16 protein-coding genes are annotated in these 23810 nt (G+C 75.4%); 9 read left to right on the top strand and 7 right to left on the bottom strand.

Features of this window, described 5'->3' with window-relative positions; translation table 11 throughout:
• Positions 1–34 precede the first annotated feature (34 nt).
• From bcsD to M0638_RS07985, 3 genes are all read left to right on the top strand, one after another.
• Entirely contained in the window at positions 35–508 is a 474-nt protein-coding gene (gene bcsD, locus M0638_RS07995) for a cellulose biosynthesis protein BcsD (protein WP_248666442.1), read from the top strand.
• Between the two features lie 153 nt (positions 509–661).
• A complete protein-coding gene (locus M0638_RS07990; protein ID WP_345893008.1) occupies positions 662–1909 on the top strand; it encodes a class I SAM-dependent rRNA methyltransferase in 1248 nt (415 codons plus the stop codon).
• The gene (locus M0638_RS07985) at positions 1909–2319 is read left to right on the top strand and encodes a DUF3293 domain-containing protein (protein ID WP_248666441.1); all 411 of its coding nucleotides are present in this window, start codon (positions 1909–1911) and stop codon (positions 2317–2319) included. Before M0638_RS07990 ends, M0638_RS07985 begins: the two co-directional genes overlap by 1 nt.
• A 145-nt stretch (positions 2320–2464) precedes the next feature.
• Here M0638_RS07985 and M0638_RS07980 read toward each other — a convergent pair whose 3' ends face one another.
• Together M0638_RS07980 and pdxR are read right to left on the bottom strand one after the other, a co-directional pair.
• A complete protein-coding gene (locus tag M0638_RS07980; protein ID WP_282571904.1) occupies positions 2465–5323 on the bottom strand; it encodes a bifunctional diguanylate cyclase/phosphodiesterase in 2859 nt (952 codons plus the stop codon).
• Between the two features lie 398 nt (positions 5324–5721).
• Positions 5722–7242 (bottom strand): MocR-like pyridoxine biosynthesis transcription factor PdxR, encoded by a 1521-nt coding sequence (pdxR, locus tag M0638_RS07975; RefSeq protein ID WP_248666440.1) that lies wholly within the window; start codon positions 7240–7242, stop codon positions 5722–5724.
• Between the two features lie 298 nt (positions 7243–7540).
• On the opposite strand from pdxR, the gene M0638_RS07970 reads away from it, so the two are divergent.
• The gene (locus M0638_RS07970; RefSeq protein ID WP_248666439.1) at positions 7541–9559 is read left to right on the top strand and encodes a TRAP transporter permease; all 2019 of its coding nucleotides are present in this window, start codon (positions 7541–7543) and stop codon (positions 9557–9559) included.
• 322 nt (positions 9560–9881) lie between these two features.
• On the top strand, positions 9882–10613 hold the full coding sequence (locus M0638_RS07965; RefSeq protein ID WP_248666438.1) for a DUF1194 domain-containing protein: 732 nt from the start codon (positions 9882–9884) through the stop codon (positions 10611–10613).
• A gap of 437 nt (positions 10614–11050) precedes the next feature.
• Here the strand turns inward: M0638_RS07965 and M0638_RS07960 are convergent, their stop codons facing one another.
• Positions 11051–11473, bottom strand: a complete 423-nt coding sequence (locus M0638_RS07960) for a DUF3775 domain-containing protein (protein WP_248666437.1) — start codon at positions 11471–11473, stop codon at positions 11051–11053.
• 186 nt (positions 11474–11659) lie between these two features.
• Between M0638_RS07960 and M0638_RS07955 the strand changes: the two genes are divergently transcribed.
• A complete protein-coding gene (locus M0638_RS07955) occupies positions 11660–12139 on the top strand; it encodes a hypothetical protein (RefSeq protein WP_248666436.1) in 480 nt (159 codons plus the stop codon).
• Positions 12140–12346: 207 nt separating this feature from the next.
• Here M0638_RS07955 and M0638_RS07950 read toward each other — a convergent pair whose 3' ends face one another.
• Positions 12347–16183, bottom strand: coding sequence for a UvrD-helicase domain-containing protein (locus tag M0638_RS07950; RefSeq protein WP_248666435.1), 3837 nt, complete (start codon positions 16181–16183; stop codon positions 12347–12349).
• Positions 16184–16582: 399 nt separating this feature from the next.
• On the opposite strand from M0638_RS07950, the gene M0638_RS07945 reads away from it, so the two are divergent.
• A complete protein-coding gene (locus M0638_RS07945) occupies positions 16583–18817 on the top strand; it encodes a TonB-dependent siderophore receptor (RefSeq protein WP_248666434.1) in 2235 nt (744 codons plus the stop codon).
• Positions 18818–18848: 31 nt separating this feature from the next.
• Complete coding sequence (locus tag M0638_RS07940) at positions 18849–19802, top strand: alpha/beta hydrolase (RefSeq protein ID WP_248666433.1); 954 nt, start codon at positions 18849–18851, stop codon at positions 19800–19802.
• Positions 19803–19826: 24 nt separating this feature from the next.
• Here the strand turns inward: M0638_RS07940 and M0638_RS07935 are convergent, their stop codons facing one another.
• The 3 genes from M0638_RS07935 to M0638_RS07925 form a co-directional block, all read right to left on the bottom strand.
• Positions 19827–20201, bottom strand: a complete 375-nt coding sequence (locus M0638_RS07935; RefSeq protein ID WP_248666432.1) for an HNH endonuclease — start codon at positions 20199–20201, stop codon at positions 19827–19829.
• A gap of 193 nt (positions 20202–20394) precedes the next feature.
• Entirely contained in the window at positions 20395–21093 is a 699-nt protein-coding gene (locus tag M0638_RS07930) for a M35 family metallopeptidase (RefSeq protein ID WP_248666431.1), read from the bottom strand.
• A 369-nt stretch (positions 21094–21462) separates the two neighbouring features.
• Entirely contained in the window at positions 21463–21864 is a 402-nt protein-coding gene (locus tag M0638_RS07925; RefSeq protein WP_248666430.1) for a hypothetical protein, read from the bottom strand.
• Between the two features lie 549 nt (positions 21865–22413).
• Between M0638_RS07925 and glmM the strand changes: the two genes are divergently transcribed.
• Positions 22414–23781, top strand: a complete 1368-nt coding sequence (glmM, locus tag M0638_RS07920) for a phosphoglucosamine mutase (protein ID WP_248666429.1) — start codon at positions 22414–22416, stop codon at positions 23779–23781.
• Positions 23782–23810: the final 29 nt, after the last annotated feature.

Raw genomic sequence — 23810 nt, 5'->3', positions numbered from 1 at the left:
CCTCCGAACAGGACCGCTCCCGGACAGGATGGCCATGACCGCAGCCGACCCCGACATGCTCGCCTACCTCCGCCGGCGCGACGTGTCCCCGCAATGGCGCGGCTTCGTGCGGGCGCTGGTGGAGACGCTGGACGGGCATCTCGACGCGGCCTCGCGCAACGCGCTGATGCGGGCGGTGGGTGCGCGCCTCGGTGCCGCGCTGCCGCTGCCGCCCTGCGCCGAGCTGCCCGAGATGGAAGCGCGCATGAACGATGCACTGGCCCTGATCGACTGGGGTTGCGTCCGCATCGAGGCCGAGGTGGACGCGCCGGGCCTGCGCATCACGCACAATGCCGCCCCGCTGGTTCCCGCCGGCGAGGATCCGGCCGGCAACTGGGTGATCGGCGCGCTGGAAGGGCTGTACGGCGTCTGGCTCGGCGGACAGCCCGGCGCCGACGCCGCCCTGGTGCCGCGCTACGCCGAGGGCGATCCGCGCGGCGCGGTGGTGCTGCGCTACGGCCGGGGCTGAGCGGCCGCCGGACGCCTCCGCGCCGGCCACGCGCCCCCCTGGCGGGGCGCCGGCCACCCGCCTCCTGTCCCCGCATCCCGCCATGGCGCCCTCCATGGTGCCACTCCGTGGCACCCCGTCATGGCGTCGCGGCGCGGGCGGCATCCCGGTCCCGTGTTGCGTCCGCTGCCCGGCCTCGCCATGGTCCGCCGCGCCATGCCCAGCCCCATCGCCCCCGACGCCCGTCCGGTCCTGCGCCTGCTCCCCGGCCACCACCGCCGGGTCCGCACCGGCTATCCCTGGGCCTTCTCCAACGAGATCGCCATGACCCCGGCCGCCCGCGCCCTGCCGCCCGGCAGCGTGGTGCGGCTGGAAGGGGATGACGGCGTCGCGCAGGGCGCCTGGCACTTCAACCCGCACAGCCTGATCGCCGCCCGCCGGCTCGACGCCGACCCGGACGCCGCCATCGACGCCGGCTGGTGCGCCGCCCGCCTCGCCGCCGCGCTGCGCCTGCGCGAACGCCTGTTCCCCGGCTCCGCCCATTACCGCCTCGTGCATGCCGAGGCGGACGGGCTGCCCGGCCTCGTGATCGACCGCTACGGCGACGCCCTCGCGCTCCAGGCCAACACGGCCGGCATGGAGGCGCTGACCCCGGCGCTGGTCGAGGCGCTCGCCGGCCTGCTCGCCCCGCGCGTCGTCGTCGCGCGCAACGACGCCGGCGTGCGCACGCTGGAGGGGCTGCCCGACGAGAAGCGCCTGCTGCTCGGCACCGATCCCGTGGCCGAGGTCGAGGAGGGGCCGCTGCGCATCCCGGTGGACCTGCTGGCCGGCCAGAAGACCGGCTGGTTCTTCGACCAGCGCGAGAACCGCGCGCGCGTGGCGCAGCTCGCCCCCGGCGCGCGGGTGCTCGACGCCTACTGCCACCTCGGCGGCTTCGGCCTGCGCTGCGCCGCCAACGGGGCGGAGTCCGTCACCCTGCTCGACCGCTCCGAGCCCGCCCTCGCCCTCGCCCTGGAGGCCGCCGCGCGCAACGGCCTCGCCCCGCGCGTGCGCGCCGAGCGCGGCGAGGCCTTCGCCGTGCTGGAGCGCCTCGGCGCCGCCGGCGAGCGCTTCGACGTGGTGGTGTGCGACCCGCCGGCCTTCGTGAAGTCGCGCAAGGACCACGCGGCCGGGCTGCGCGGCTACGGCAAGATGGTGCGGCTCGCCGCGCCGCTGGTCGCGCCCGGCGGCTTCCTCTTCGTCGCCTCCTGCTCGCACCACGTCTCGCCCGGGGAATTCGCCGAGCAGGTGCTGTGGGGCCTCGGCCGCGCCGGCCGCGATTCCCGCGTGCTGTTCCAGGGCGGCGCCGCCCCCGACCACCCGCTGCACCCGCTGCTGCCGGAAAGCGCCTATCTCAAGGCCGTGCTGCTGCACCTGCCGTGATGCCGCCCGCCGCCGGCCGCGCCGCGCCGTCCCCGGCGCTGCGGGCCGCCTACCGGCGCACCGCCTACGAGGCGGCGGGGCTGATCGCCCGGGTGGGCCGGCGCAGCCCGGCCCTGGACGCGCTGCTGCGCCGCGCCGGCACCCGGCAGGCAGCCTTCGTCGGCGCCTCGAATCCGCGCAGCCGGCGCATGCCGGACGGGTGGAACCGGCGCCTGCACGACCGGCTGCGCCGCATGGCCCGCCGCCTGTCGCTGGCCGAGGGCAGCGGCCGCGACCGCCGCTGGGCCGAGCGGCACCTGCTGCTCGCCGCCGACCCGCGCCGCGCCGCCGTGCTGGCGCGCCGCTTCCGGCAGAACGCCATCGTGGTGCTGCGCACCGGGCAGCCGGCCCGGCTGCTGGTCCTCCGATAGGGCGGATCGCCGTCGGGCGGACACGCCCGGCGGCGTGAATCCGCGCCGGGAACAACGAGCTACGGCGAACCGCGGTCCCAACCAGATTGCGGTTCGCCGTAGGGCGCCGCGGCCGGCGGCAGCCGGCCACCCCGGCCCCGTGCGTTCATCGGCTCTGCGGGGCGCAGGGCGCCGCCGTCCCGGCCGGGACGGGCGCCGCGTCCGAGGACTGCCCCGTCAGGAAAGCGGGGATCGCGTCCGCGGGCATCGGCCGGCCGAACAGGTAGCCCTGCGCCTCGTCGCAGCCTTCCGCGCGCAGCCAGTCGCGCTGCGCCGGCGTCTCCACCCCTTCCGCCGTGGCGGTGATCTGCAGCGTCCGCGCCAGCCCGATCACCGCGCGCAGGATCGCCCGGTCGCCCGCCGCCACCGGCAGCCCGGCGACGAAGGAGCGGTCGATCTTGATCTTGTTCACCGGAAAGCGCTGGAGGTAGCTCAGCGAGGAGTGGCCGGTGCCGAAATCGTCCAGCGCGATCCGCACCCCGAGCTCCCGCAGCGCCCGCAGCGTCGCGAGATTGGCCTCGCTGTCGTGCAGCAGCACCGCCTCGGTGATCTCGAGCTCCAGCCGCCCCGGCGCGAGGCCCGTCTCGGCCAGGCTGCGGCGCACCGCGCCGAGCAGGTTCTGGCTGCGGAACTGGCGCGGCGACAGGTTCACCGCGACGTGCAGCGGATCGGGCCAGCGCACGGCCTCCCGGCAGGCCTCGCGCAGCACCCACTCGCCGAACGGCACGATCAGGCCGCTTTCCTCGGCCACCGGGATGAATTCGGCCGGCGGCACCTCCCTGCCTTCCGGCCCCCGCCAGCGCAGCAGCGCCTCGAAGCAGTGGATGCGGTTCCGCGCCAGCGAGACCAGCGGCTGGAAGGCGAGGGTCAGCGCATGCTGCTCCAGCGCCTCGCCCAGGTGCTGGCGGATGTGCTGCCGCTGCTGGGTGCGCCGGCGCATCGGCTCGGAGAACAGCTTCCAGGTGCCGCGCCCCTCGGCCTTGGCGCTGTAGAGCGCCGTGTCGGCGGCCCGCAGCAGCGCCTCCGGCGCCATGCTGCCCGCCGCGTCCCGCGCCATGCCGCCCGCCGCGTCCTGCTCCACCCGGCTCGCCGCCCCTTCCGCCGCCTCCGGCCCGTAGCCCGGATCGATCGCGATCCCCACGCTCGCGCCGATGTTCACGGTCAGGTCGCCGATCGTGAAGGCCTCGTCGCCGATCGCCCGGATCAGCCGCTCGGCGAGCGCGGTCGCGTCGGCGGCCCGGCCGATGCCGCGCCGGAGCACCACGAACTCGTCGCCGCCCACCCGCGCCAGCACGTCGCCGGCGCACACGCAGGCGGCCATGCGCGTCGCCACCTGCCGCAGCAGGCTGTCGCCGACGGCGTGGCCCAGCGTGTCGTTCACCGGCTTGAAGCCGTCGAGGTCGAGGTAGAGCAGCGCCTGCGGGCCACCCTCGCCATGCGCCGCCAGCGCCTCCTGCAGCAGCACGCGGTTGCCGAGGCCGGTGAGCGGGTCGTGCCGGGCGAGATGGGCGATGTGATCCTGCGCCCGCCGGCGCTCCTGCTCCATCTTGCGCTGCCGGGTGATGTCCTGCGCGAAGATGGACAGGCCGTCGGCGCTCGGGAAGACGCGGATGTCCATCCAGGCCGAGGCATGCCGCAGGAAGATCTCGAAATGCGCCGGCACGCGCTCCTGCATGGCGCGCCGCAGCAGCACCTCCGCCTCGGTGCCGGCAAGCTCCGGGTGGTGCTGCCACAGGGTCAGGCCGAGCAGCGCCTCGTCCGGCGCGCTCCGCGCCAGGGTGCGGTTGAGGTAGGTGACGCGCCACTCCCGGTCGATGAAGCGGACATAGTCGGCGGTGCTGCTCAGCACCGCCTTGAGCCGTTCCTCGCTCTCGCGCAGCCGCTCCTCCGCCATCCGCCGGTCGTGCACGTCCTCGGTGCTGCCGTACCAGCGCAGGATGCGCCCGGTGGCATCGCGGTGCGGCGCTGCCTTGGAGCGGACCCAGCGATAGCCCTCGCCCGGGCGCATGTAGCGCGATTCGTAGTCGAAGGGCTCGCCGCTGGCGAGCGAGCCGAGCCAGAGGCGCAGCACCTCGGGCGCGTCGTCGGGGTGCATGTACTGCCGCCATGCCTCGCCCGCCGTTTCCGCCTGGGTGACGCGCATGTTGCGCTGCCAGCCCGCGCCCATCACGGTGACCTGCCCGTCCGGCTCGGCGATCCAGAGATGCTGCGGATTCAGCTCCATCGACAGGCGGTGGTTGCGCTCGCTCTCGCTCACCGCCTCGAACGCCTCGCGGCGCGCCTGCACCATCTCGGCCATGCCGTGCCAGCACCATACCCGGCCCGTCCTGTCGCGCAGCGGCGCGCCGCAGACCCGGACCCAGCGATGCCCGCCCGCCGCCTGCCGCACCCGCGCCTCGATGTCGAAGGGCTCGCCGGCGCCGAGGGCGCGCGACAACGCCTCGCGCACCGCGCCGGCATCGGCCGGATGCACGCGGCGCAGCCAGGCCGCCGGCGCCCCGCGCAGGCCGATCGCCGCCAGCCGGTCGGCCGCGCCGTCGAGCAGCAGCCGGCCCGCCGCGTCGGCCCGCCACGGCAGCAGCGGCAGGCCGTCGCCTCCGGCCGTCCGCCCCGCCATGGCGGCCAGGGCCTCGCAGAGATCGCGCAGCGCCTCCCGCTCCGGTTCCGCGAAGCGGCGCGGCCGCGCGTCGGCGAGGCAGAGGACCAGCGGATCGCCCGTCGGCGTGGCGGATGCGCAGGCCCCCAGGAAGCGTGCCCCCGACGCGCCGACCTGGCCGGCCAGGCGCTCGTCCTGCCGGACATCCTCGACCAGCAGCGGCTGGCCCGGCTGCCGCAGGGCCAGATCCACCAGCGCCCGCTCCAGCGCCGGTCCGACGAGGCCGGCAGCGTCCGGCCCGCTCCCCTCGGCATGCAGCCAGGCGGCCGGCACGTCCAGGAGCCGCCGTGCCAGCCGGTCGAGCGCCATGGCGCTCTGGCGCCGCCCTGTCCGGCCGGTCCCCGCGAGCGGCTCTGCAACACGTTCCAGCAATACGAACCCCATACGGAAGACGACCGTGACATTCCCTGTCGGCCGCTCGTCCGGGCCATCATAGACGCATGTCATGGCAGGAACGAGCGGAAGCCTGAACGAACGGCAATCTATCCCGTGCCGCGGGAGGCGCCGGCATGGCTCGCGGCCGGTCAGGCCCCGCGACCGCGGCTTCCGCCCGCTCCGGCGTGCCTATCGCCCGACGATGCCTCGCGATGCGCCGGGGCGACGGGTGCCGATCGGCGGCCTCGCAGCGCCGCCTGGACGGCACCCGCGCGGCGACGCCGCCCGGGCGCCACGGCCCGGCCCGGAAACGGGCGGGCGCCGCCGCCCCCCTATCGCGCCAGCTCCGGGGCCATGGCGGCCCGCAGCGCCGCGATCCCGGCCCGGATGGCCGGCGGGTCCTGGTTCGCATAGCCCAGGATCACCCCCGCGCACGGCGCCTGCCCCAGATAGTAGCGCGACAGCGAGGAAAGCCCGACGCCGCGCCGCGCGGCCTGCGCCACCAGCGCGTCGGCCCGGTCCGCCGCCAGCCCCCGGAACCAGGCGACGAGGTGCAGCCCCGCCTCGGCGCCCTGGATCGTCACCGCCTCGCCGAATTCCGTCCGCAGCGCCCCGAGCAGCGCGTCGCGCCGCGCCGCCGAGAGCAGGCGCGCGCGCCGGAGATGCCGGTCGAACTGGCCGGAGCGGATGAACTCGGCCAGCACGCTCTGCGGCGCGGTCGGGGTGTGGCGGTCGGCGAGGTATTTCGCCTGCGCCAGCAGCCGCGCCAGCGGCGGCGCCGCGGCCACGTAGCCCAGGCGCAGCGCCGGGTAGAGCGTCTTGGAGAGGGTGCCGACATAGATCACCCGCCCGTCGCGATCGAGCGCCTGCAGCGCCTCGATCGGCCGGCCGGCGTAGCGGAACTCGCTGTTGTAGTCGTCCTCGACGATCAGCGCCCCGGTGCGCGCCGCCCAGTCCAGCAGGGCCAGCCGGCGCGACACCGGCATCACCACGCCGAGCGGAAGCTGGTGCGACGGCGTGACGAAGACGAGCTTCGGCGGCCGCGCCAACGCCGCCAGCCGGCCGACCTCGATGCCCTCCGCGTCCACCGGGATCGCCACCAGGCTCGCTCCCAGCACCTGGAAGCCCTCCCGCGCCCCCGGATAGTGCGGCTCCTCCAGCGCCACCAGGTCGCCCGGGTCGATCAGCGCCCGGCCGATCAGGTCCAGCGCCTGGCGCGCGCCGTTGACGACGATCAGGCTCTCCGGCCCGCAGGAGACGGCGCGCAGCCGCTTGAGGTAGGCGACGAGGCCCTGGCGCAGCGCCGGCAGCCCCTCGGGCGGCCCATAGCCCAGGCTGCCGAGATCGTGCCGCGCCGCGACGCGGTTCCAGGCGCGGGTCCATGTCTTGCGCGGCAGGTCCGAGAGCGCGGGCAGGCCGTAGCGGAAGTCGTGGCGGAAGCTCTCGGCCGGATCCGCCGGCCGCTCGACCGCGAGCAGCCGGCGGCCATAGGCCGAGAGGGAAGGTGGCGGGGCATCGCCCGGCGGCACCGGCCCGACCGGTCCGGCGGGCGACCGGACCGGCGACCGGGCCGCAGATCCGGCCACGGATCGGGCCGAAGCCGCGGCGGGGCGCCGCTGCGGCAGGAAATCCGCCACGAAGGTGCCCCGCCCCGTGCGCGGCACGACGTAACCCTCGGCGACGAGCTGCTCGTAGGCCATCAGCACGGTGTTGCGCGACACGCCGGCCTCGGCCGCGACGTGCCGCGTCGAGGGCAGGCGCGCTCCCGCCGGCAGCTCGCCGCCCAGGATCGAGGCGCGGAAGCGTTCGTACAATGCGCGATAGAGGCGCTGCTCCGCCTCCGCCGATGCCATCGCCCCGCGACTCCCCGCACCCTGACCACGTCATGCAACCACCCCGCGCCGCGCGAGGGAACCTGGGCCCCGGGAAGGCCGGGCGCGCGAGGGGACCGGACGGGAGCGGCCCGGCCGGTCATGTCCCCTTGGCCGCCGCCCGCGCGCCGCGTGATAGTGCGGCAAGGACAGGGGAAGCACCGGGAATGAGCCAGCCGCCAACGCCGCCCTCGCAGCGCCGTGCCGCGCCGTCACGCCGCGTGGCGCCGGGCACCGCCCGGCCCGTCGCGCATCCCGGCCCGCGGGCGCGCCGCCCCCGATGAGCGGCACCGCCCTGCCGCCCGAGATCGCGCCCGGCGCGCTCGACGAGGCCACCGCCGCGCGCGTCGAGCGGCTGATCGAGGAGGAGGAGGGTGCCGCCAACCGCTTCGGCGGCTGGCTCGGCACCGCCGGCACCGCGCTGGCGCTGGCGATGAGCCTGTTCCACCTCTGGGCCGCCTGGGACATCGTGCCGACCACGACGCTGCGCTTCGTGCATGTCGGCTTCGCGATGGCGCTCGGCTTCCTGCTCTTCCCGGTGTCGCGCCGCTTCCGCCACCGCTTCATGCCGTGGGACTGGCTGCTGATCGCCGCCAGCCTCTACGTCACCTACTACCTGATCGCCGGCGGCGACGACCTGCTCGACCGCTACGTCTTCCCCGAGCCGATGGACATCGTCGTCGGCTGGACGCTGATCGTGCTGGTGCTGGAGGCGACGCGCCGCACCACGGGCTGGGTGATGCCCGCCGTCGCCATCGCCTTCATGCTCTACGCCTTCCTCGGCAGCCACCTGCCGCCGCCCTGGGGCCACCAGGGCTACGATTCCGACCGGCTGATCCCGCACCTGACCATCACGCTGGACGGCATCTTCGGCACCGCCGTCGACGTCTCGGCCAGCCTCATCATCCTGTTCACCATCTACGGCGCCATCCTGCAATCGACGGGCGCGGGGAAGTTCTTCGTGGACTTCTCCTTCTCGCTCACCGGCGGGAAGCCCAGCTCAGCCGGGCGCACCGTGGTGCTCTCCTCCTTCCTGCTCGGCGGCCCCTCGGGCTCGGGCGTCGCCACCACCGTCACGCTCGGCACGGTGGCCTGGCCGATGATGAAGCGCGTCGGCTACCGGCCGGACGACGCGGGCGGGCTGCTCGCCGCCGGCGGCCTCGGCGCCATCATCTCGCCGCCCGTGCTCGGCGCCGCCGCCTTCCTGATCGCCGAGTACCTGAAGATCGGCTACCTCGACGTGCTGAGGATGGCGGCGGTGCCGACCATCCTCTACTACGCCTCGCTGCTCTTCATGGTGGAGCTGGACCAGCGACGCATCGGCGCCAAGGCGGGCGCGGAGGCGCCCGTCATCGAGGTGGAGCGACCGGGCGCGCTGGCGCGCCGCTACTGGTTCCACTTCTCCTCGCTGGTCGCGATCATCGTCTTCATGGCGCTGGGCTACTCCTCGACGCTCGCCGTGCTCTACGCCATGGCCGTCGCGGTCGCGCTCTCCTTCCTGCGGCGCGAGAGCGCGCTCTGGCCGAAGCGGCTGGTCGAGGCACTCGCCGCCGGCGCGGTGCAGGCGGTCGGCATCGCCGCCACCTGCGCCTCGGCCGGCATCATCGTCGGCGTCATCACCCTCACCGGGCTCGGGCTGAAATTCTCGGAGATCGCGATCCAGGCGGCGGGCGGCAGCCTCGTCGTCACCGCGCTCTACACGGCGCTGATCGTCTGGGTGGTCGGCCTCGCCGTGCCGGTGACGGCGAGCTACATCATCTCGGCCGTCGTCGCCGCCCCCGCGCTGATGAAGCTCGGCGTGCCGGACTACGCCGCGCACATGTTCGTCTTCTACTACGCGGTGCTCTCCGAGGTCTCGCCGCCCACCGCGCTCTCGCCCTTCGCCGCGGCCGCGATCACCGGCGCCGGGCCCTACCGCACCACCCTCGCGGCCTGGAAGTACACGCTGCCGGCCTTCGTGCTGCCCTTCGTCTTCGTCACGGACCCGGAAGGCGTCGGCCTGCTGCTGAACCTCAAGCCGGGCATGGGCTGGCCCGACGTCGGCTGGCAGATCCTGCTCGCCGCCTGCGGCCTCGCGGCGCTGGCCGCCGCCTGCCAGGGCCATGCAAGGCGGGCCCTGGCGGGCTGGGAGCGCGCCGGCTTCGCGCTGGCCGGGCTGCTGCTGATCTTCCCGGCCCTGCTGCAATGGCTGGTGCCGGCCTGGCTCGGCCTGCACTGGGTCGGGATGGCGCTGGCGGTGGCGCTGCTGCTGCTGCAACGCCCGTCCGGGCCCGGCACGGCGATGGCGCGCGGGGACTGACGAGGCGGGGCGGCGCGGGCGCGGTGGCCGCCTGGCCACGCCCCCGGAGAGGCCGCCCTTCCCGGATCGTCCGGCCCGGCGCGAGGCATCTCCCGGCCTCCCGCCTCCTGCCCCCGGGCGCCTCCGGCTCCGGCGCGCCCGGCCGGCCCGACGCGACGCACGGCGTCGATCCGCGGATCAGGGCCGCCCCGCGATTCCGGCCCGGCGACCGCGGCACACAACTCGCTCAGCGGCATCGCTTTCCGGTTGAAGCCCCGGCGACCGGCGCGCTTCGATGGTGTCCCCACCCGCCGTCACCGTGCGGCGCCAGCGGAGACCGTTCATGCGTCGTCGCTCCCTGCTCGCCGGCTCCCTGGTCCTTGGCGGTGCATCCTGGCGCCGGCGCGCACGCGCGGACAGCGATCCCGTGGACGTCCTGCTGGTGCTCGCGGTGGACGTGTCGCGCTCGGTGGACGACGAGGAGGCACGGCTGCAGCGCCAGGGCTACCGCGCCGCCCTGACCGATCCGCGCGTGCTGGAGGTGATCCGCGGCGGCATGATGGGGGCGATCGGCCTCGCCTATGTCGAATGGGCCGGCTTCGACTACCAGCGCCTCGCCATTCCCTGGACCCGCATCGCCGACGTGCAGGACGCGGACGCCTGGGGCGGGACGCTGGAGGCGCTGCCGCGCAATTCGCTGTCCTGGACCTCGATCTCCGGCGGCATCGAATTCTCGCGCCGCGTGCTGGGCGAGTCGCCCTGGGAGGGGATGCGTCGCGTCATCGACGTCTCTGGCGACGGCGTGAACAACAGCGGCCCGCCCGCCGAGGTGGCGCGCGACCGCGCGGTGGCCGAAGGCATCACCATCAACGGCCTGCCGATCGTCAACGACCGGCCGACCTTCGGCCGCATGACGCCCGTGCCGCTCGACCAGTACTACCGCGATTCGGTGATCGGCGGTCCCGGCGCCTTCCTGGTGGTGGCCGAGGATTTCGACGCCTTCGGGCAGGCGGTGCGACGCAAGCTGATCCGCGAGATCGCCGGCGTTCCGACGGAAAACGACCCGCCGGCCTGAACGGCCCGAGGGCCTGCCAGAGCGGCCCGCGGCGGCGGGACGGCGAGGGATATTCTCCGGCTGGGCAGCAAGGTCGCCGGCGCGATGCGGCGTCCCGACGCTGCCCCAGACGCTGCCCCTCTGGCTTCGGGTGCGAAAAGGGCCCGCCGGACCGACCCGCAGGCCACCTGGTCAGCCTCAGAGCGCCGTCGCCCCGCCCATTCCGCCCTGATACGGTCAGATCGGAACGACTCCACAGCGAACCGCAGCCGTTGGGCGTGCGGTTCGCCGCAGTTCGTCGTTTCCAGCGCTGATTCATGCCTCCGGGCGTAGTCGCCCGGCGGCGATCCGCTCTGGAGCCGTTCCGGCCCGACCGTATCCGGCCGGAACGACTCCAGACCTTCTGGTTTTTCGCATTCTCCGAGCCGCTGGGTGAGTACGCCCAGCTTGAAAATGCTCTAGCGCTCCACATCCTCGATCGACAGGCCGAAGGCCGCCACGCCCTCGGCGATCAGGTCGCCGACCAGTTCCATCCCGACCAGATACTCGCCGGCCCCGCCGCCCGCGTTGCGCTCATGCGCAAGCCGCAGCGCCTCGGCCCACTCCGACGCGTCGTAGTCGCCGCGCCCGGTCCAGGCGAGGGCGATCAGCGACGCCTGCTCGTCCTCGTTCAGCCCGTTGACGAAGTCGACGAGGGATTCCTCGGTCATGTCGTCGTCGGTGTCCTGCAGCAGCGCCGCCTCGCTGTCGGGATCCTCGTCCTCCTGCTCGGGGTCGGTCTCCTCCTTGCCCTGCACGACGCGGGCATGGTCGACCACGGTCGCCACGGTCTCCAGGCTGATGCCGAGATCCACGTCGTCATCGTCGGGGATGTTGGCCATGTGATTCCTCCGGTCTGCGCTCGCGCCGTCTTACGGCCTGGGTGGTTGCGGGTTCCCTGCGGGCCGGCGCCGCCGGCGCCGCTCCTGATTCGGTGAAGGCGCGGCCGCTCATTCTGGGGAACGGCGCGGCCGAAGGGGGCGTTTGTCAGGGCAGTTCAGAGATCACGCGAAGATCGGGAGACAACTGTGTCATTCTTCCCGAACCGGCTGTTCCGCTCACGTCTCGCGCTGCTCGGTGCCGCCTGCCTCGTCGCCGCCGCCGCGCCACGTCCGATCGAGGCCACGGCACTGCCCGATCCCGTCGCGGCCCCGGTCGAGGCCGCCATGGGTGAGCCGGATTTCGACTGCGGCAGCAGCCACCTCCCTCTCGGCGTGGCGATGATCCGCGCCGCGCGCGCCGATCGCCGGGATGGACCACGCGCCGCCGCGCCACGCGCGAACCGCCAGGAAGCCGGCCGCGCCACCCGTCGGGATGGTGCCCCCGCCCGCGCCGGACGGCAAGCGGAACGCCGCGCCACGCCGGCGGTGCCCGAGGCGCTGCCCGAGGAGGAGCCCAGCGCCCGTCTGATGAACGCCATCTACGCCTGCGTCGCCGCGCCGATGCCGAGCCCCGCCAGCCAGGGCGGCACCACCCCGCACGGTGTCGGGCCGATCCGGGCGACCTGAGCCGGCACGCGACGCGGCGGGCCACGCCCCTATCGCCGGCACGACGGCCCACCCGCCAGAGCGGATCGCCGGAGGGCGGCTACGCCCGGAGGCGTGAATCCGCCCGGAAAACAATGGGATGAGGCAGCGCGCAGTCGCAACCGGTCTGAGTCCCGCTCTAGCGGCCGACCGGAAAGCCACCCCATCGGGGCCCTTACCTCCCATCAGTCACGCCTCCGGCACGTAGCCGTCCAGCAGCGCGTCCGGCAGCCGCATCAGCCGCGCCCCGTAGGTCCAGACCAGCGCGCACTCCACGGCCCGGCCCGGAAAGGCCTGCCGCAGCACGGCGCGGTAGAGCGCCATCTGCCGCAGATAGACCGGCGGCACCTCCGCCACCGTCCCCGGCGGCGGCCGGTTGGTCTTGTAGTCGAGCACCAGCACGCGCCCGGCCGAGACCGCCAGCCGGTCCACCTGGCCGGCGACCGGCACCCCGCCCACGCGCCCCGCCACCGGCGCCTCCGCCAGGCTGCCCGGGGCGAAGGCGGCGGCGATGGCGGGCGCCTCCAGCAGCGCCATCACCTCGGCCAGGATCTCCTGCTGCTCCGCCGCCGGGAGTCCATGGCCGGGGCGGCGGAGGAAGCGCCGCGCCGCCGCCTCGCGCTCGGCCGGGGCGCGTTCCGGCAGGTGCTGCAGCAGCGCGTGCACCACGCGGCCGCGCCGGAAGCGCTGGCCGGTCGGGTCCGCCCCGCCATGCGGCGCCGCCGCCGGCGGCTCGGCCTCGCCCAGCAGCGGGTCGGCCAGGGAGACGGCGATGGGCCCGCTCGGGAGGAGCGAGGCGTCGGCCGTCTCGGCCGGGGCGGGCCGTGCGACCCAGTCGGGCAGGCTGGCCGCCGCGCGGGCCGGGGCCGCGCGGTCCGGGCGCGGCGGCACCGATTGCGCGCCCTCCAGCCGGCGCAGCAGGCCGCCGCCGAAATCGCATCCCGCGGGCGCGCCGAACGCGGCCGGCTCGAATGGCACCGACTCCGCCGCCTCCAGCCGACCGAAGCCGGCCGCCACCAGGCCGTACCAGCTCCCCGGCTCCGGCTCGCCCCGGCCGCAGACCAGCAGCCGGTCCTCGGCCCGGGTCAGCGCCACGTAGAGCAGCCGGTTCTCCTCCTCCGCCCGGCTCGCCTCGTCGGCGGCGAGCAGCGCCTTGTAGGCGGGGGCATGGAATTCGCGCCGGTTGCGCGGCGCCCAGAAGGGCAGCTCGATCCCCTCGTGCGTGCCCCAGCGCACGGCGCGATCGCCGCGGCCGCTGCCCACGTCCGGCAGCACCACGATGGGCGCCTGCAGGCCCTTGGCGCCGTGCACGGTCATGATGCGCACCGCGTCCGCCGACGCCTCCGGCTCCCGCTTCACCTCGGCGCCGCCGCGCCGCAGCCAGTGGAGGAAGCCCTGCAGCCCGGGCGGATGCGTCGCCTCGTAGGCCAGCGCCGCGTTCAGCACCTCGTCGAGCGGGTCGGCCGCGTCCGGCCCGAGCCGCGCCAGCAGCCGCGCGCGGCCGACGCCGTGCAACAGTCTCGGGGACCCGGACCGGGCGGCCGGGGCCTCGTCGGGGTGCATCCCGGCCCAGGGCTCGACCAGGATCTCGGCCAGCAGCCCGTGCGGGGTGACGAGGTCGGCGCGCGCCATCAGCGTCGCGATCCAGTCCGCCGCCTCGCCGAGCCGCGTGGCGGCGCCGCGGTGCCGCGCCAGCGCGCCCCAGAGCGAGCCGGCGCGGCCATGCGCCAGCGCGAACAGCTCCTCGTCCGAGAGGCCGAGCAGCGGCGAGCGCAGCGCCGCCGCGAGCTGCAGGTCGTCCTCGGGCAGCAGCAACACGTCGCAGAGGGCGAGCACGTCCTGCACCGCGATCTGCTCGATCAGCGCCAGCCGGTCCACGCCGCCCACCGGCACGTCGCGCTGCTTCAGGGCGCGCACGAGGAGCTGCACGAAGCGGGTGCGCCGCCGCACCAGCACCAGGATGTCGCCGGGGCGGATCGGGCGGCCGCCGGTCGCGCACCCGGCTCCCCCCGGGGGCGCGCAGCGCGCGGGCAGGCGCTCGCGCGCCACCATGGCGGCGATGCGGGCGGCGACCGCCTCGGCCAGCAGCGCCTCGGCGCCGGCGACGCCCTGCGCCACTTCCGGCACCACCCAGGGCTCGGGCGGCGCCGGCTTCGCGGCGGCGAGCGGCGGCCACAGCTCCACCACGCCGGCATGCCCCAGCCGGTCCGGCAGGTGGTGCAGCACCTGCCCCTCCGCGACCACGCCGGCCCGCGCCGGCCCGTCCGCGAACACCGCGTCCACCAGCGCCAGCACCGGGGCGGTGGAGCGGAAGGAGACGTTCAGCTCCACCGTCTCGAATTCGCCGCCCGCGCCGCGCACCGCCTGCGCGAAGTGCCGGCGCCAGGAGCCGAAGCCCAGCGGGTCGGCTCCCTGGAAGCCGTAGATGGCCTGCTTGACGTCGCCCACCGCGAAGATGCTGCGCAGCGGGGAGGGATCGGCATCGCCGTCACCCGGCGCCAGGGGGATGGCAGCCAGGGGCAAGGCGGGTGGGGAGATGGGCGAAAGGAGCGGCAGTTCCGCCTGCGCGTCGCCCGGCATCCAGCGCGCCGCCGCGCCGAGCGAGCGCGGGCGGGGCTCCCCCCCGGCGCCCGGCACCCCGTCCGGCCGCCCCCGGCCGCCCAGGCGGCGCCGCTCCTCGCGCGCGCCGCGGCCGGCGAAGAACTCCTCGGCCAGCGCGGCGGCGATGCCCCATTGCGCCGGGTTGCTGTCCTGCGCCTCGTCGAGAAGGATGTGGTCCAGCCCCTCGTCCAGCTTGTAGAGCACCCAGGCGGTGCCGGGATCGCGCAGCACGGCGCGGGTGCGGTCGATCAGGTCCTGGTAGTCGAGCCGCCCGGTATGCGCCTTGCGCGCCTCGTAGGCCTCCAGCACCGGGTGGGCGAGGCCGAGCAGCGCGCCGGTGGCCGCGTGCAGCCGGCAGGCGGCGCGTCGCTGCTCCAGCGCGGCCAGCCGGTCGGCCTCCCGGCGCATGACCTCCAGCACCTCCGGCTGGCGCGTCTTCAGCCCGGCCTTGGTGGCGAGGTTGCGGTCGGCGTAGGGGGAGCGGTCCTCCTTGAGGAACACGCCGCACCATTCCTCGAAGCGCGCGGCGCGCTCCGGCCCGGACAGGGCGAGCCAGGCGGCCATGCGCTCGCCGCGGCCGCGGTCGCTCTCGTTGCCGCTCGCCGCCAGCAGCCGCGCCGCCGCGACCAGCGGCGCGTCCACCGCGCAGGCGCCGGCGATCAGCGAGGCTTCCGTCTCGTCCTCGGCGAGCCCCAGCGCCCGTCCCAGCGCCGCGCGCAGGGCGCCCAGCCCGCCGGCCGCGTGCAGGCAGTCGGTCAGGCGCTGCCGGTCGGTGGCCAGCGCCGCCACCACGGCGGAGAAATCCTCGGGCGGCACCAGCCCGGCCAGCGCCACCAGCCCCTCGCTCCCGCTGGCTGTCCCGCTGGCTGTCCCGCCGGACCCCGCCTCGCCGAGCACCGTTTCGCGCGCCTCGGCCAGCAGCGTGGCGGCGTCGGCGCCCTCGATGATGCCGAATTGCGGCGGCAGCCCGGCCTCCAGCGGGAAGGATCGCAGCAGCGACTGGCAGAAGGCGTGGATGGTGGAGATGCGCATGCCGCCGGGCAGCTCCAGCACCTCGGCGAACAGGGCGCGGGCGCGGGCCAGGGTGGCGGCGTCGGGCGCCTCGCCGGTCAGGCGCGCGACCGAGTCCTTGAGCGCCTCGGGCGCGGCGGTGGCCCAGCCGCCCAGCTCGCGGGCGAGACGCGTCGCCATCTCGGCGGCGGCGGCCTTGGTGAAGGTGAGGCAGAGGATGCGCGAGGGCTGCCCGCCCGCCAGCAGCAGGCGCAGCACCCGGTCGGTCAGCACCTTGGTCTTGCCCGACCCGGCCGAGGCCTCCACCCAGGCGGAGCGGGCGGGGTCGGAGGCGAGGGACTGGCGGGCGGCGGCCTGGGCGCGCGGCTCCAGGGGAGCGGTCTCCAGGGAAGCGGTCCCCAGGGAAGCGGTCATTGAGTGATCCGGCGGCCTCGTGGGGCGGCCGCCCTACCCGGATTCGGAGGGGCAGAGCATAGGGCCCCGGCGCGCCGTGTGGAAATGCGCCGCGCGGCCAGCGGGTGCGCACGGGCCGGGGGTGGGGCGCCGGGGCCGGGATGCGGGGTCCGGCTCGCCTCGGCCGTCGCACCGGGGTTGTCGCTCCGAGGAAGGGTGCACCGGGGACCGTCGCACCGGAAAAGGCCGGGGATCGCTCCGGCCCCCTGCCCCGGCCCCCTGCCCCGGCACCCCTGCCCTGGGACAAGGACGCCGCGGCGCGGCAGCAACACCATCGGCGAAGATGTCACACCCACCCTGGCGCCCCGGCTCATGTTGATAATAAGAAGCAATATCGACTGGATCCGAATGGTCACGGGAATGAACCACCGACCCTCTCCGCCGCAAGGCCATCGCCGCGCCGACCAGCGCGCCCTGTTTCCCGCCTCCCTCCTGCTCGGCGCGCTGGCCTGCGGCACGGCGAGCGCCCAACCGGCCATCACCGCGCCCGAGACTCCGGCCGGCACCGCGGCCCCGGACGCCACGGCGCTGCCCACCGTGACCACCCAGGAGCGGGCCGAGACCGCCACCGGCCGCGTGCAGGGCTTCGTCGCCGGCCGCACCGCCACCGCCACCAAGACCGACACGCCGACGATCGAGACGCCGCAATCGGTCACCACGATCACGCGCGACCAGATGGACGCGCAGAACGTCCAGTCGGTCAGCGCCGCGCTGCGCTACGCGGCGGGCGTGGTGCCGGAGCTGCGCCCGGGGCGCTACGACAGCATCGCGCTGCGCGGCTTCGGCGGCTTCGGCAACGCCGCCTACTACCCGTCCTTCCTCGACGGGCTGCGGCTGCAACGCGGCCAGGGCTACGCGATCCCGACCATCGACCCCTACCTGCTGGAGCGCATCGACATCCTGCGCGGCCCGGCGGCGGTGATCTACGGCCAGGTCTCCCCGGGCGGCGTGGTCAACATGGTCAGCCGGCGCCCGACCGCCACGCCCTACAACGAGGTGCGGCTGGAGGCGGGCACCTACGGCCGGGTGCAGGCCGGCTTCAATTCCAGCGGCCCGCTCGACCGCGAGGGGCAGCTCTCCTACAGCCTCACCGGCATCGGCCGCACCGCCGGCACCGCCTATGACGGCGTGCGCGACGACCGCGTCGCGATCGCCCCCGCCATCACCTGGCGTCCCTCCGCCGACACCACCGTCACCCTGCTGGCCAGCTACCAGAACGACCCGGAAGCCGGCCTCTACAGCCAGGGCTACCGCCCCGGCGGCATCCCGGCCGCCTACCGCCGCTACTTCGACTCCCGCTTCAACGTCGGCGATCCGGGCTACGAGCACTTCCGCCGCACGCTCTACACCGCCGGCTACCAGGTCGAGCACCGGGTGAACGACGCGCTGACGCTGCGGCAGAACTTCCGCTACAGCCACATGGACACCGACTTCCAGGCGATCGCCGTCACCGCCGTGAGCAATGCCGGCGTGCTGACCCGGCGCGCCACGGCCGCCAACGAGAATTTCGACGGCATCGCGCTCGACAACCAGGCGCAGCTCCGCTTCGCCACGGGACCGTTGCAGCACACCGTGCTGGCCGGCCTCGACTGGCAGCGCACCACCAGCTACTACGCGCTCGGCCAGGGGACGGCGCCGACGCTGAGCCTGTCCAACCCGCTCTACTACGTGACCATCAACCGCCCCGCCTACACGCAGCGGACCGACCAGTCCCTCAGCCAGATCGGCCTCTACGCGCAGGACCAGATCCAGTGGGGCGGGCTGCGCATGACGCTCGGCGTGCGGCACGACTGGCTGGACCAGGACACGACGCAGCGCCTGGCCGGCGCCAGCGGCAGCCAGAACCCGGGCCACACCAGCGGCCGCGTCGGCCTGCTCTACCTGTTCGACAGCGGCATCGCGCCCTACTTCAGCTGGGCGACCTCCTTCGAGCCGGTGAGCGGCACCTACGCCCCCGCGCGCGGCGGCGCCGCCTTCCAGCCGACCACGGGCGAGCAGTACGAGGTGGGCGTGAAGTACCAGCCGACCGGGGTGAACGCGCTGCTCACCGTCTCGGCCTTCACCATCCGCCAGCAGAACGTGCTGACCACGGACCCGAGCAACACCAGCTACAGCATCCAGACCGGCGAGGTGCGCTCGCGCGGCGTCGAGGTGGAAGGGCGCGCCAGCCTGAACCGCAACCTCGACCTGATCGCCGCCTACACCTATCTCGACGCGGCGGTGACGCGCTCCACCTCGGTCGCGATCGACAACCGCCCGGCGGGCGTGCCCAGCCACATCGTCTCCGGCTGGGCCAACTACAATTTCCGCGAGGGGACGCCGCTGAACGGCCTCTCCCTCGGCGGCGGCGTGCGCTTCATCGGCTCGACCTACGGCGACGCCGCCAACACCTTCAAGGTGAAGTCGGTGACGCTGGCCGACCTCGCCGTCTCCTACGACCTCGGCGGCATCAGCCCGCGGGCGGCCGGCGCGGCGCTCACGCTCAACGTCAGCAACCTGTTCGACCGCGAGTACCTCGCCGCCTGCGGCGCCACGACCTCCTGCTACTGGGGCACGCGCCGCACCGTGATCGGCGGGCTGCGCTATAGGTGGTGACGCGACCACCCACCGCCGAGGACGCCACCCCATGCCCCTGCACGCGACCCGACGCGCCTGGCTCGGCGCCCTGCCGCTCGTCGTGGCGCTGCCCGGCGCCGGAATGCTGTCCGCCGCCCGGGCGCAGCCGGCCGTGCCGGTGCCGCGCACGGAACAGCGCACCCTGAGGGGCCCGAGCGGCGAGTACCGCATCCTGATCGGCCGGCCGACGGGCGAGCCGCCCGCCACCGGCTGGCCGGTGCTGTACCTGCTGGACGGCAACGCGTTCTTCGCCACCGCCTACGACGCCGTGCTCTCGCAGGGCCAGCACAGCGACGTCACCGGCGTCGCGCCGGCGCTGGTGGTGGGCATCGGCTATCCGACGGACGGGCTGCTGGACCTGCGCCGTCGCGCCCTCGACTACACGCCCGCCCTGCCCCGCGGAGCGGCGGCCGGCGGCGCGGCCGCCTCGCCGGACGGGTCGCGCACCGGCGGCGCCGACGCCTTCCTCGACTTCGTCGAGGGGACGCTGAAGCCCGCCATCAACCGCGACTTCCCGGCGGATCCGGCGCGGCAGGCGCTGTTCGGGCATTCCTACGGCGGGCTGTGCGCGCTGCACGCCCTGTTCACCCGCCCCGCCGCCTTCCGCGACTTCCTGGCCGTCAGCCCCTCCATCTGGTTCGGCGACCTCGCCGTGCTGGCCGGCGAGGGGGAGCTGCCCGCGCGCCTCGCCGGGCTCGCCCCGCCGCGGGGCGTGTTCATCGCCGTGGGCGGGGCGGAGCAGGCGCCGCCGGAAGCCGGCCAGGACCAGCCGGGCGCCGACACGCGCGCGGCGCGGCGCGACCGCCGCGCCATGGTCGACAATGCCCGCGCCCTGGCGGGGCGGCTGGCCACCGTCCCGGGCCTGCGGGCGGCCTTCGTGCTGGCCGAAGGCGAGAACCACGCCTCCGTGGTGCCGACGGTGCTGAGCCGGGCGCTGCGCTTCGCCCTCGCGCCGCCGGGGTGAAGGCGCGGCGCCGGGGCTGCCGGCCTACCGCCGCCTCGCCCGCCGCGTCGGCGCGTGGAAGCCGGGCGGCCGGCGGGCGACCCAGCGGAGGAATTCCGCCAGCGCCGGCTCCGCCCGCAGCGCCGGCACGTCGGCGAGGCGGCGCGCCAGCTCGGCCTCGCCGAAGCGGGCGTGGATGGCGCTGTGGCAGATCTGGTGCAGCAGCACCGTGCCGCGATGCGTCCCGCCCTTCAGCCTTGGCGTCAGGTGGTGGCGGCTGGCCCGCGCCCCGGCCGGGATCGGGCGCAGGCAGAGGGCGCAGGCGGAGGCCGGGGAAGGCGGCGCGGTGGGATCGGCCGGCGCGGTGTCCGGCGCATCGCGGCGCTGCCGGGCGGCGCGTCGTTCATGGCGGCGGGACATCGGCGCTCGGGAGGCCGGCGGGAATTCCATGGCGCCCGCCGGGGCCGGCCCCGGCGGGCGGGGCTTCGGCCGATACGCCGGGCGGAAGGCCGGGAGCGGCCCGCCCGATCGCCGCGGGCGGGCCGCTCCAGGTCGGCATCGCCGCCGGTGCCGTGCCGGGAGGACGGGCGAGGCGGCCGGCGCCCATCCCGCCTCAGCGGGCGAGCTTGGCGCCGTTGCGCACCATCGCCTGCGGCAGCGTCTCCACGAAGTACTCGTAGCTGTCGGCGTTCAGCACGGCGAGCTGCGGGTTCTCCTGCGCCAGGCGGCGCACGTTGGCGGGCTGGTAGGCGTGGTCGTCGGTGCCGGCGGCGAGGTGGCTCATCTCGTGGATCACGACGCCGAAGCGCGCATCCTGCCCCTCCTCGGGCGAGCGGAAGAAGCGGGCGCAGAAGCCGAGATGCGGCCGGCCGCGCTCGGAATAGGCGAAGATGTCGCGGTTGCAGCCGCGCGGGTCGTTGCAGCTCGTGCCGAAGGTGCCGGGCTGGTCGAGGCGGAGCGCGATGCGCTCCAGCGTCCAGCGCACCTGCTTGACGGAGGCGGTGCCGAAGTAGCGCACCACGTGCGGGTCCTGCGGCCGCTCGGCGACGAACCGGATGGCCTGCCGCATCCGGGTGCGCGCCTCGGCGAAGGCCTCGTCCAGCACCGCTTGCTCGGCCGGGGTGCAGACGCCACCCTGCGCGACGCGGGGGGCACCGGCCTCCGGCGGCAGCGCCTCGGGCTTGCCGCCCGGCGCGGTGACGCCCGGCAGCAGCGCCTCCGGCTTGGTGCCGGCGAGGGCCACGCCCGCGGTGCCGGCAGTCACGGCGCCGGCCAGGGCCAGGGCGATCGGGAGGAAGCGGGTAGCGGCCATGTCAGCTCTCCTGAAGCACCCTGGGGGGGGTCGGATGGGCCGGAGGGGCGCCGGCTGATGGGCACAAGGTGCCGTCAGCCTGGGTCGGCCGCGCTGAATCGCTTCACAATGGCGATGAAGATGGGAGGCCCGCCACGCCGGGCAAGCGGCCGGGCGTCACGCTGCTGGGCAGGCGGGGGCGGGACAGGTGGGGCGGGAACGAGGCGAGGCGGATGGACACGTCGCCGAAGCCGGGGCCGACCCTGGAGGGGTGCGTGCCGGTCGTCGCCATGCATCGCTGGCCCGTCCCTGCCGCGCCGGCGGCAACCAGGCCCCACCGCGTCGCCGCCGGATCCGGACCGGGGGCCGAGCGGCGCCGGCCCGGGCCGTTCAATCCACCCGCAGCGTGCCGTCGGCCAGCATGGTGATGGAATTGATCGCGCAGACATCCTCGCGCCAGGCCACGGCCGGCGACCCGTCCACGGGGATCATCAGCACGTCGTAGCTGCCCGGGGCGGGCTCCAGCGGCAGCGCCTCGCCCGGCGCCAGCACGCGCTGGCCCAGCAGGTCCTCGCCCCAGCCGGTGCCGCGGCCGGCCGGGCGCATGTAGATCTCATAGATCGTGGTCCGGGTCTCGTTGCGGATGCTGATGCGGCTGTCGCAACGGGGGGGCGCGTCCTGCGGGCGCCGCGCCTGCCCGGCGGGCGGCGCGGGTGGCAGCGCCGGCGGCTTGACGCCGGGCTGCGCCACGGGCGGCGCCGCCGGCTCGGACGTCAGGGCAGGTGGCTTCACCCCGGCCTGCGCCGGCGGCGGCGTCCCCGGTTGCTCTCCCCGGGGCCGGCCTTGACCCTGCCCCTGCCCCTGCCCCTGCCCCTGCCCCTGGTCCTGCCCCTGGCCCGATCCCGACCTGCCCGCCGATCCGGGCGCCGGCACCGTCGAGGCCGCGTCGGCCACCGCCGGCAGCAGGAGGGACAGGGCGAGAAGGACGGCGCGGACGGGTCGTGCGCTCCGGAAAAAGGACATGCTCGGATCCGTGTCGCTCGCCGGCGTGGAGCGGTTGCGGCCGCATGCCGCCGGCCCCGGGCCCTCCACGCCGTTCGTGTCGCATTCCTCGCCGGCCGAGGGGCACCGGGGCGGCGGGGCCGGCCGTAGCGGGGCCAGCCGTGGCGGGGCGGCCATAGCACGTCGGCCCGCAAGCCGCGAGCCGGGCGCGGCCGCCCTCACCCGGGCCGCCCCCGGGCGATCCCGACCGGCCGGCCGCCACCGGATGGACCGATGGCCGCCGGTCGGGATAAAGCTCGCCGCTTGCCCCCCGCCCCCCGGACCCGCTACCGGCAACGCATGAACGCCATTCCCAGGCCGCGCTCCCTGTTCGGCACCGACGGCATCCGCGGCACCGCCAACCGCGCGCCCATGGACGCGGCCACGGCCCTTCGGCTCGGCCAGGCCGCCGGGCGGTTCTTCAACCGCGGCACCCACCGCCACCGCGTGGTGATCGGCAAGGACACGCGCCTCTCGGGCTACATGCTGGAGCCGGCGCTGACGGCGGGCTTCATCGGCGCGGGGATGGACGTGGTGCTGGTCGGGCCGCTGCCGACCCCGGCCATCGCCCTGCTGACGCGCAGCCTGCGCGCCGATCTCGGCGTGATGGTCTCGGCCAGCCACAACCCCTACGAGGACAACGGCATCAAGCTGTTCGGGCCGGACGGGCTGAAGCTCTCGGACGCGCAGGAGGCGGCCATCGAGTCGCTGATGGACGGGCCGCTGGAGGGCACGCTCGTCGCCCCCGCCCGACTCGGCCGCGCCAGCCGGCTGGAGGACGCGCCGGGGCGCTACATCGAGGCGGCCAAGGCGAGCTTCCCGAAGCGGCTGAGCCTGGAGGGGCTGCGCATCGTGGTCGACTGCGCCCACGGCGCCGCCTACCGGGTGGCCCCCACCGTGCTGTGGGAGCTGGGGGCCGAGGTGGTCCCGATCGGCGTCGCGCCGGACGGGTTCAACATCAACAAGGGCTGCGGCTCCACCGCGCCGGCGCAGCTTGCCGAGCTGGTGCGCGAGCGGCGCGCCGATCTCGGCATCGCGCTCGACGGCGACGCCGACCGGCTGGTGCTGGTGGACGAGGCCGGCGCCATCGTCGACGGCGACCAGATCCTGGCGACGATCGCCGCCTCCTGGCAGGCCAAGGAGCAGCTCCGCGGCGGCGCCGTGGTGGCCACGGTGATGAGCAACCTCGGCCTGGAGCGGCACCTGCGCGACCGCGGCCTCGGCCTGCTGCGTACCCAGGTGGGCGACCGCTACGTCGGCGAGCGGATGCGCGAGGCGGGCTGCAACCTCGGCGGCGAGCAGTCCGGCCACGTCATCATGAGCGACTTCGCGACGACCGGGGACGGGCTGATCGCGGCGCTGCAGGTGCTCGCCGTGCTGGTGGAGGAGCAGCGCCCCGCCAGCGCCGTCTGCCGCCGCTTCACGCCGCTGCCGCAGCGCCTGGTGAACGTGCGCTACGCCGGCGCCTCGCCGCTGCAGGACCCGGCCGTCGAGGCCGAGATCACCGCGGCCGAGCAGCGCCTCGGCACGCGCGGACGGGTGCTGATCCGCGCGAGCGGCACGGAGCCGGTGATCCGCGTCATGGTCGAGGCCGAGGACGAGTCGCTGGTGTCGCGGATGGCGGCGGAGCTCGCCGATGCGATCCGCCTGAAGGCCAGGGCGGCGTGAGGCGGGACATGACGCGAGGGGCGAGCGGG

The organism is Roseomonas acroporae (genome assembly GCF_023223525.1).
In the GTDB taxonomy this organism is placed as follows: domain Bacteria; phylum Pseudomonadota; class Alphaproteobacteria; order Acetobacterales; family Acetobacteraceae; genus Roseomonas_E; species Roseomonas_E acroporae.
The sequence above is the reverse complement of the archived record's forward strand: the minus strand, read 5'-3'. Positions and strand labels throughout refer to the sequence as shown.

What these genes read in the sequence shown, in the direction of transcription:
- M0638_RS07980 (WP_282571904.1), bottom strand. Translation starts at nt 5,323, where the DNA reads ATGGCGCTCGACCGGCTGGCACGGCGGCTCCTGGACGTGCCGGCCGCC.
- M0638_RS07935 (WP_248666432.1), bottom strand. Translation starts at nt 20,201, where the DNA reads ATGTCCCGCCGCCATGAACGACGCGCCGCCCGGCAGCGCCGCGATGCG.
- bcsD (WP_248666442.1), top strand. Translation starts at nt 35, where the DNA reads ATGACCGCAGCCGACCCCGACATGCTCGCCTACCTCCGCCGGCGCGAC.
- M0638_RS07985 (WP_248666441.1), top strand. Translation starts at nt 1,909, where the DNA reads ATGCCGCCCGCCGCCGGCCGCGCCGCGCCGTCCCCGGCGCTGCGGGCC.
- M0638_RS07930 (WP_248666431.1), bottom strand. Translation starts at nt 21,093, where the DNA reads ATGGCCGCTACCCGCTTCCTCCCGATCGCCCTGGCCCTGGCCGGCGCC.
- M0638_RS07950 (WP_248666435.1), bottom strand. Translation starts at nt 16,183, where the DNA reads ATGACCGCTTCCCTGGGGACCGCTTCCCTGGAGACCGCTCCCCTGGAG.
- pdxR (WP_248666440.1), bottom strand. Translation starts at nt 7,242, where the DNA reads ATGGCATCGGCGGAGGCGGAGCAGCGCCTCTATCGCGCATTGTACGAA.
- M0638_RS07960 (WP_248666437.1), bottom strand. Translation starts at nt 11,473, where the DNA reads ATGGCCAACATCCCCGACGATGACGACGTGGATCTCGGCATCAGCCTG.
- M0638_RS07970 (WP_248666439.1), top strand. Translation starts at nt 7,541, where the DNA reads ATGAGCGGCACCGCCCTGCCGCCCGAGATCGCGCCCGGCGCGCTCGAC.
- M0638_RS07940 (WP_248666433.1), top strand. Translation starts at nt 18,849, where the DNA reads ATGCCCCTGCACGCGACCCGACGCGCCTGGCTCGGCGCCCTGCCGCTC.
- M0638_RS07945 (WP_248666434.1), top strand. Translation starts at nt 16,583, where the DNA reads ATGAACCACCGACCCTCTCCGCCGCAAGGCCATCGCCGCGCCGACCAG.
- M0638_RS07965 (WP_248666438.1), top strand. Translation starts at nt 9,882, where the DNA reads ATGCGTCGTCGCTCCCTGCTCGCCGGCTCCCTGGTCCTTGGCGGTGCA.
- glmM (WP_248666429.1), top strand. Translation starts at nt 22,414, where the DNA reads ATGAACGCCATTCCCAGGCCGCGCTCCCTGTTCGGCACCGACGGCATC.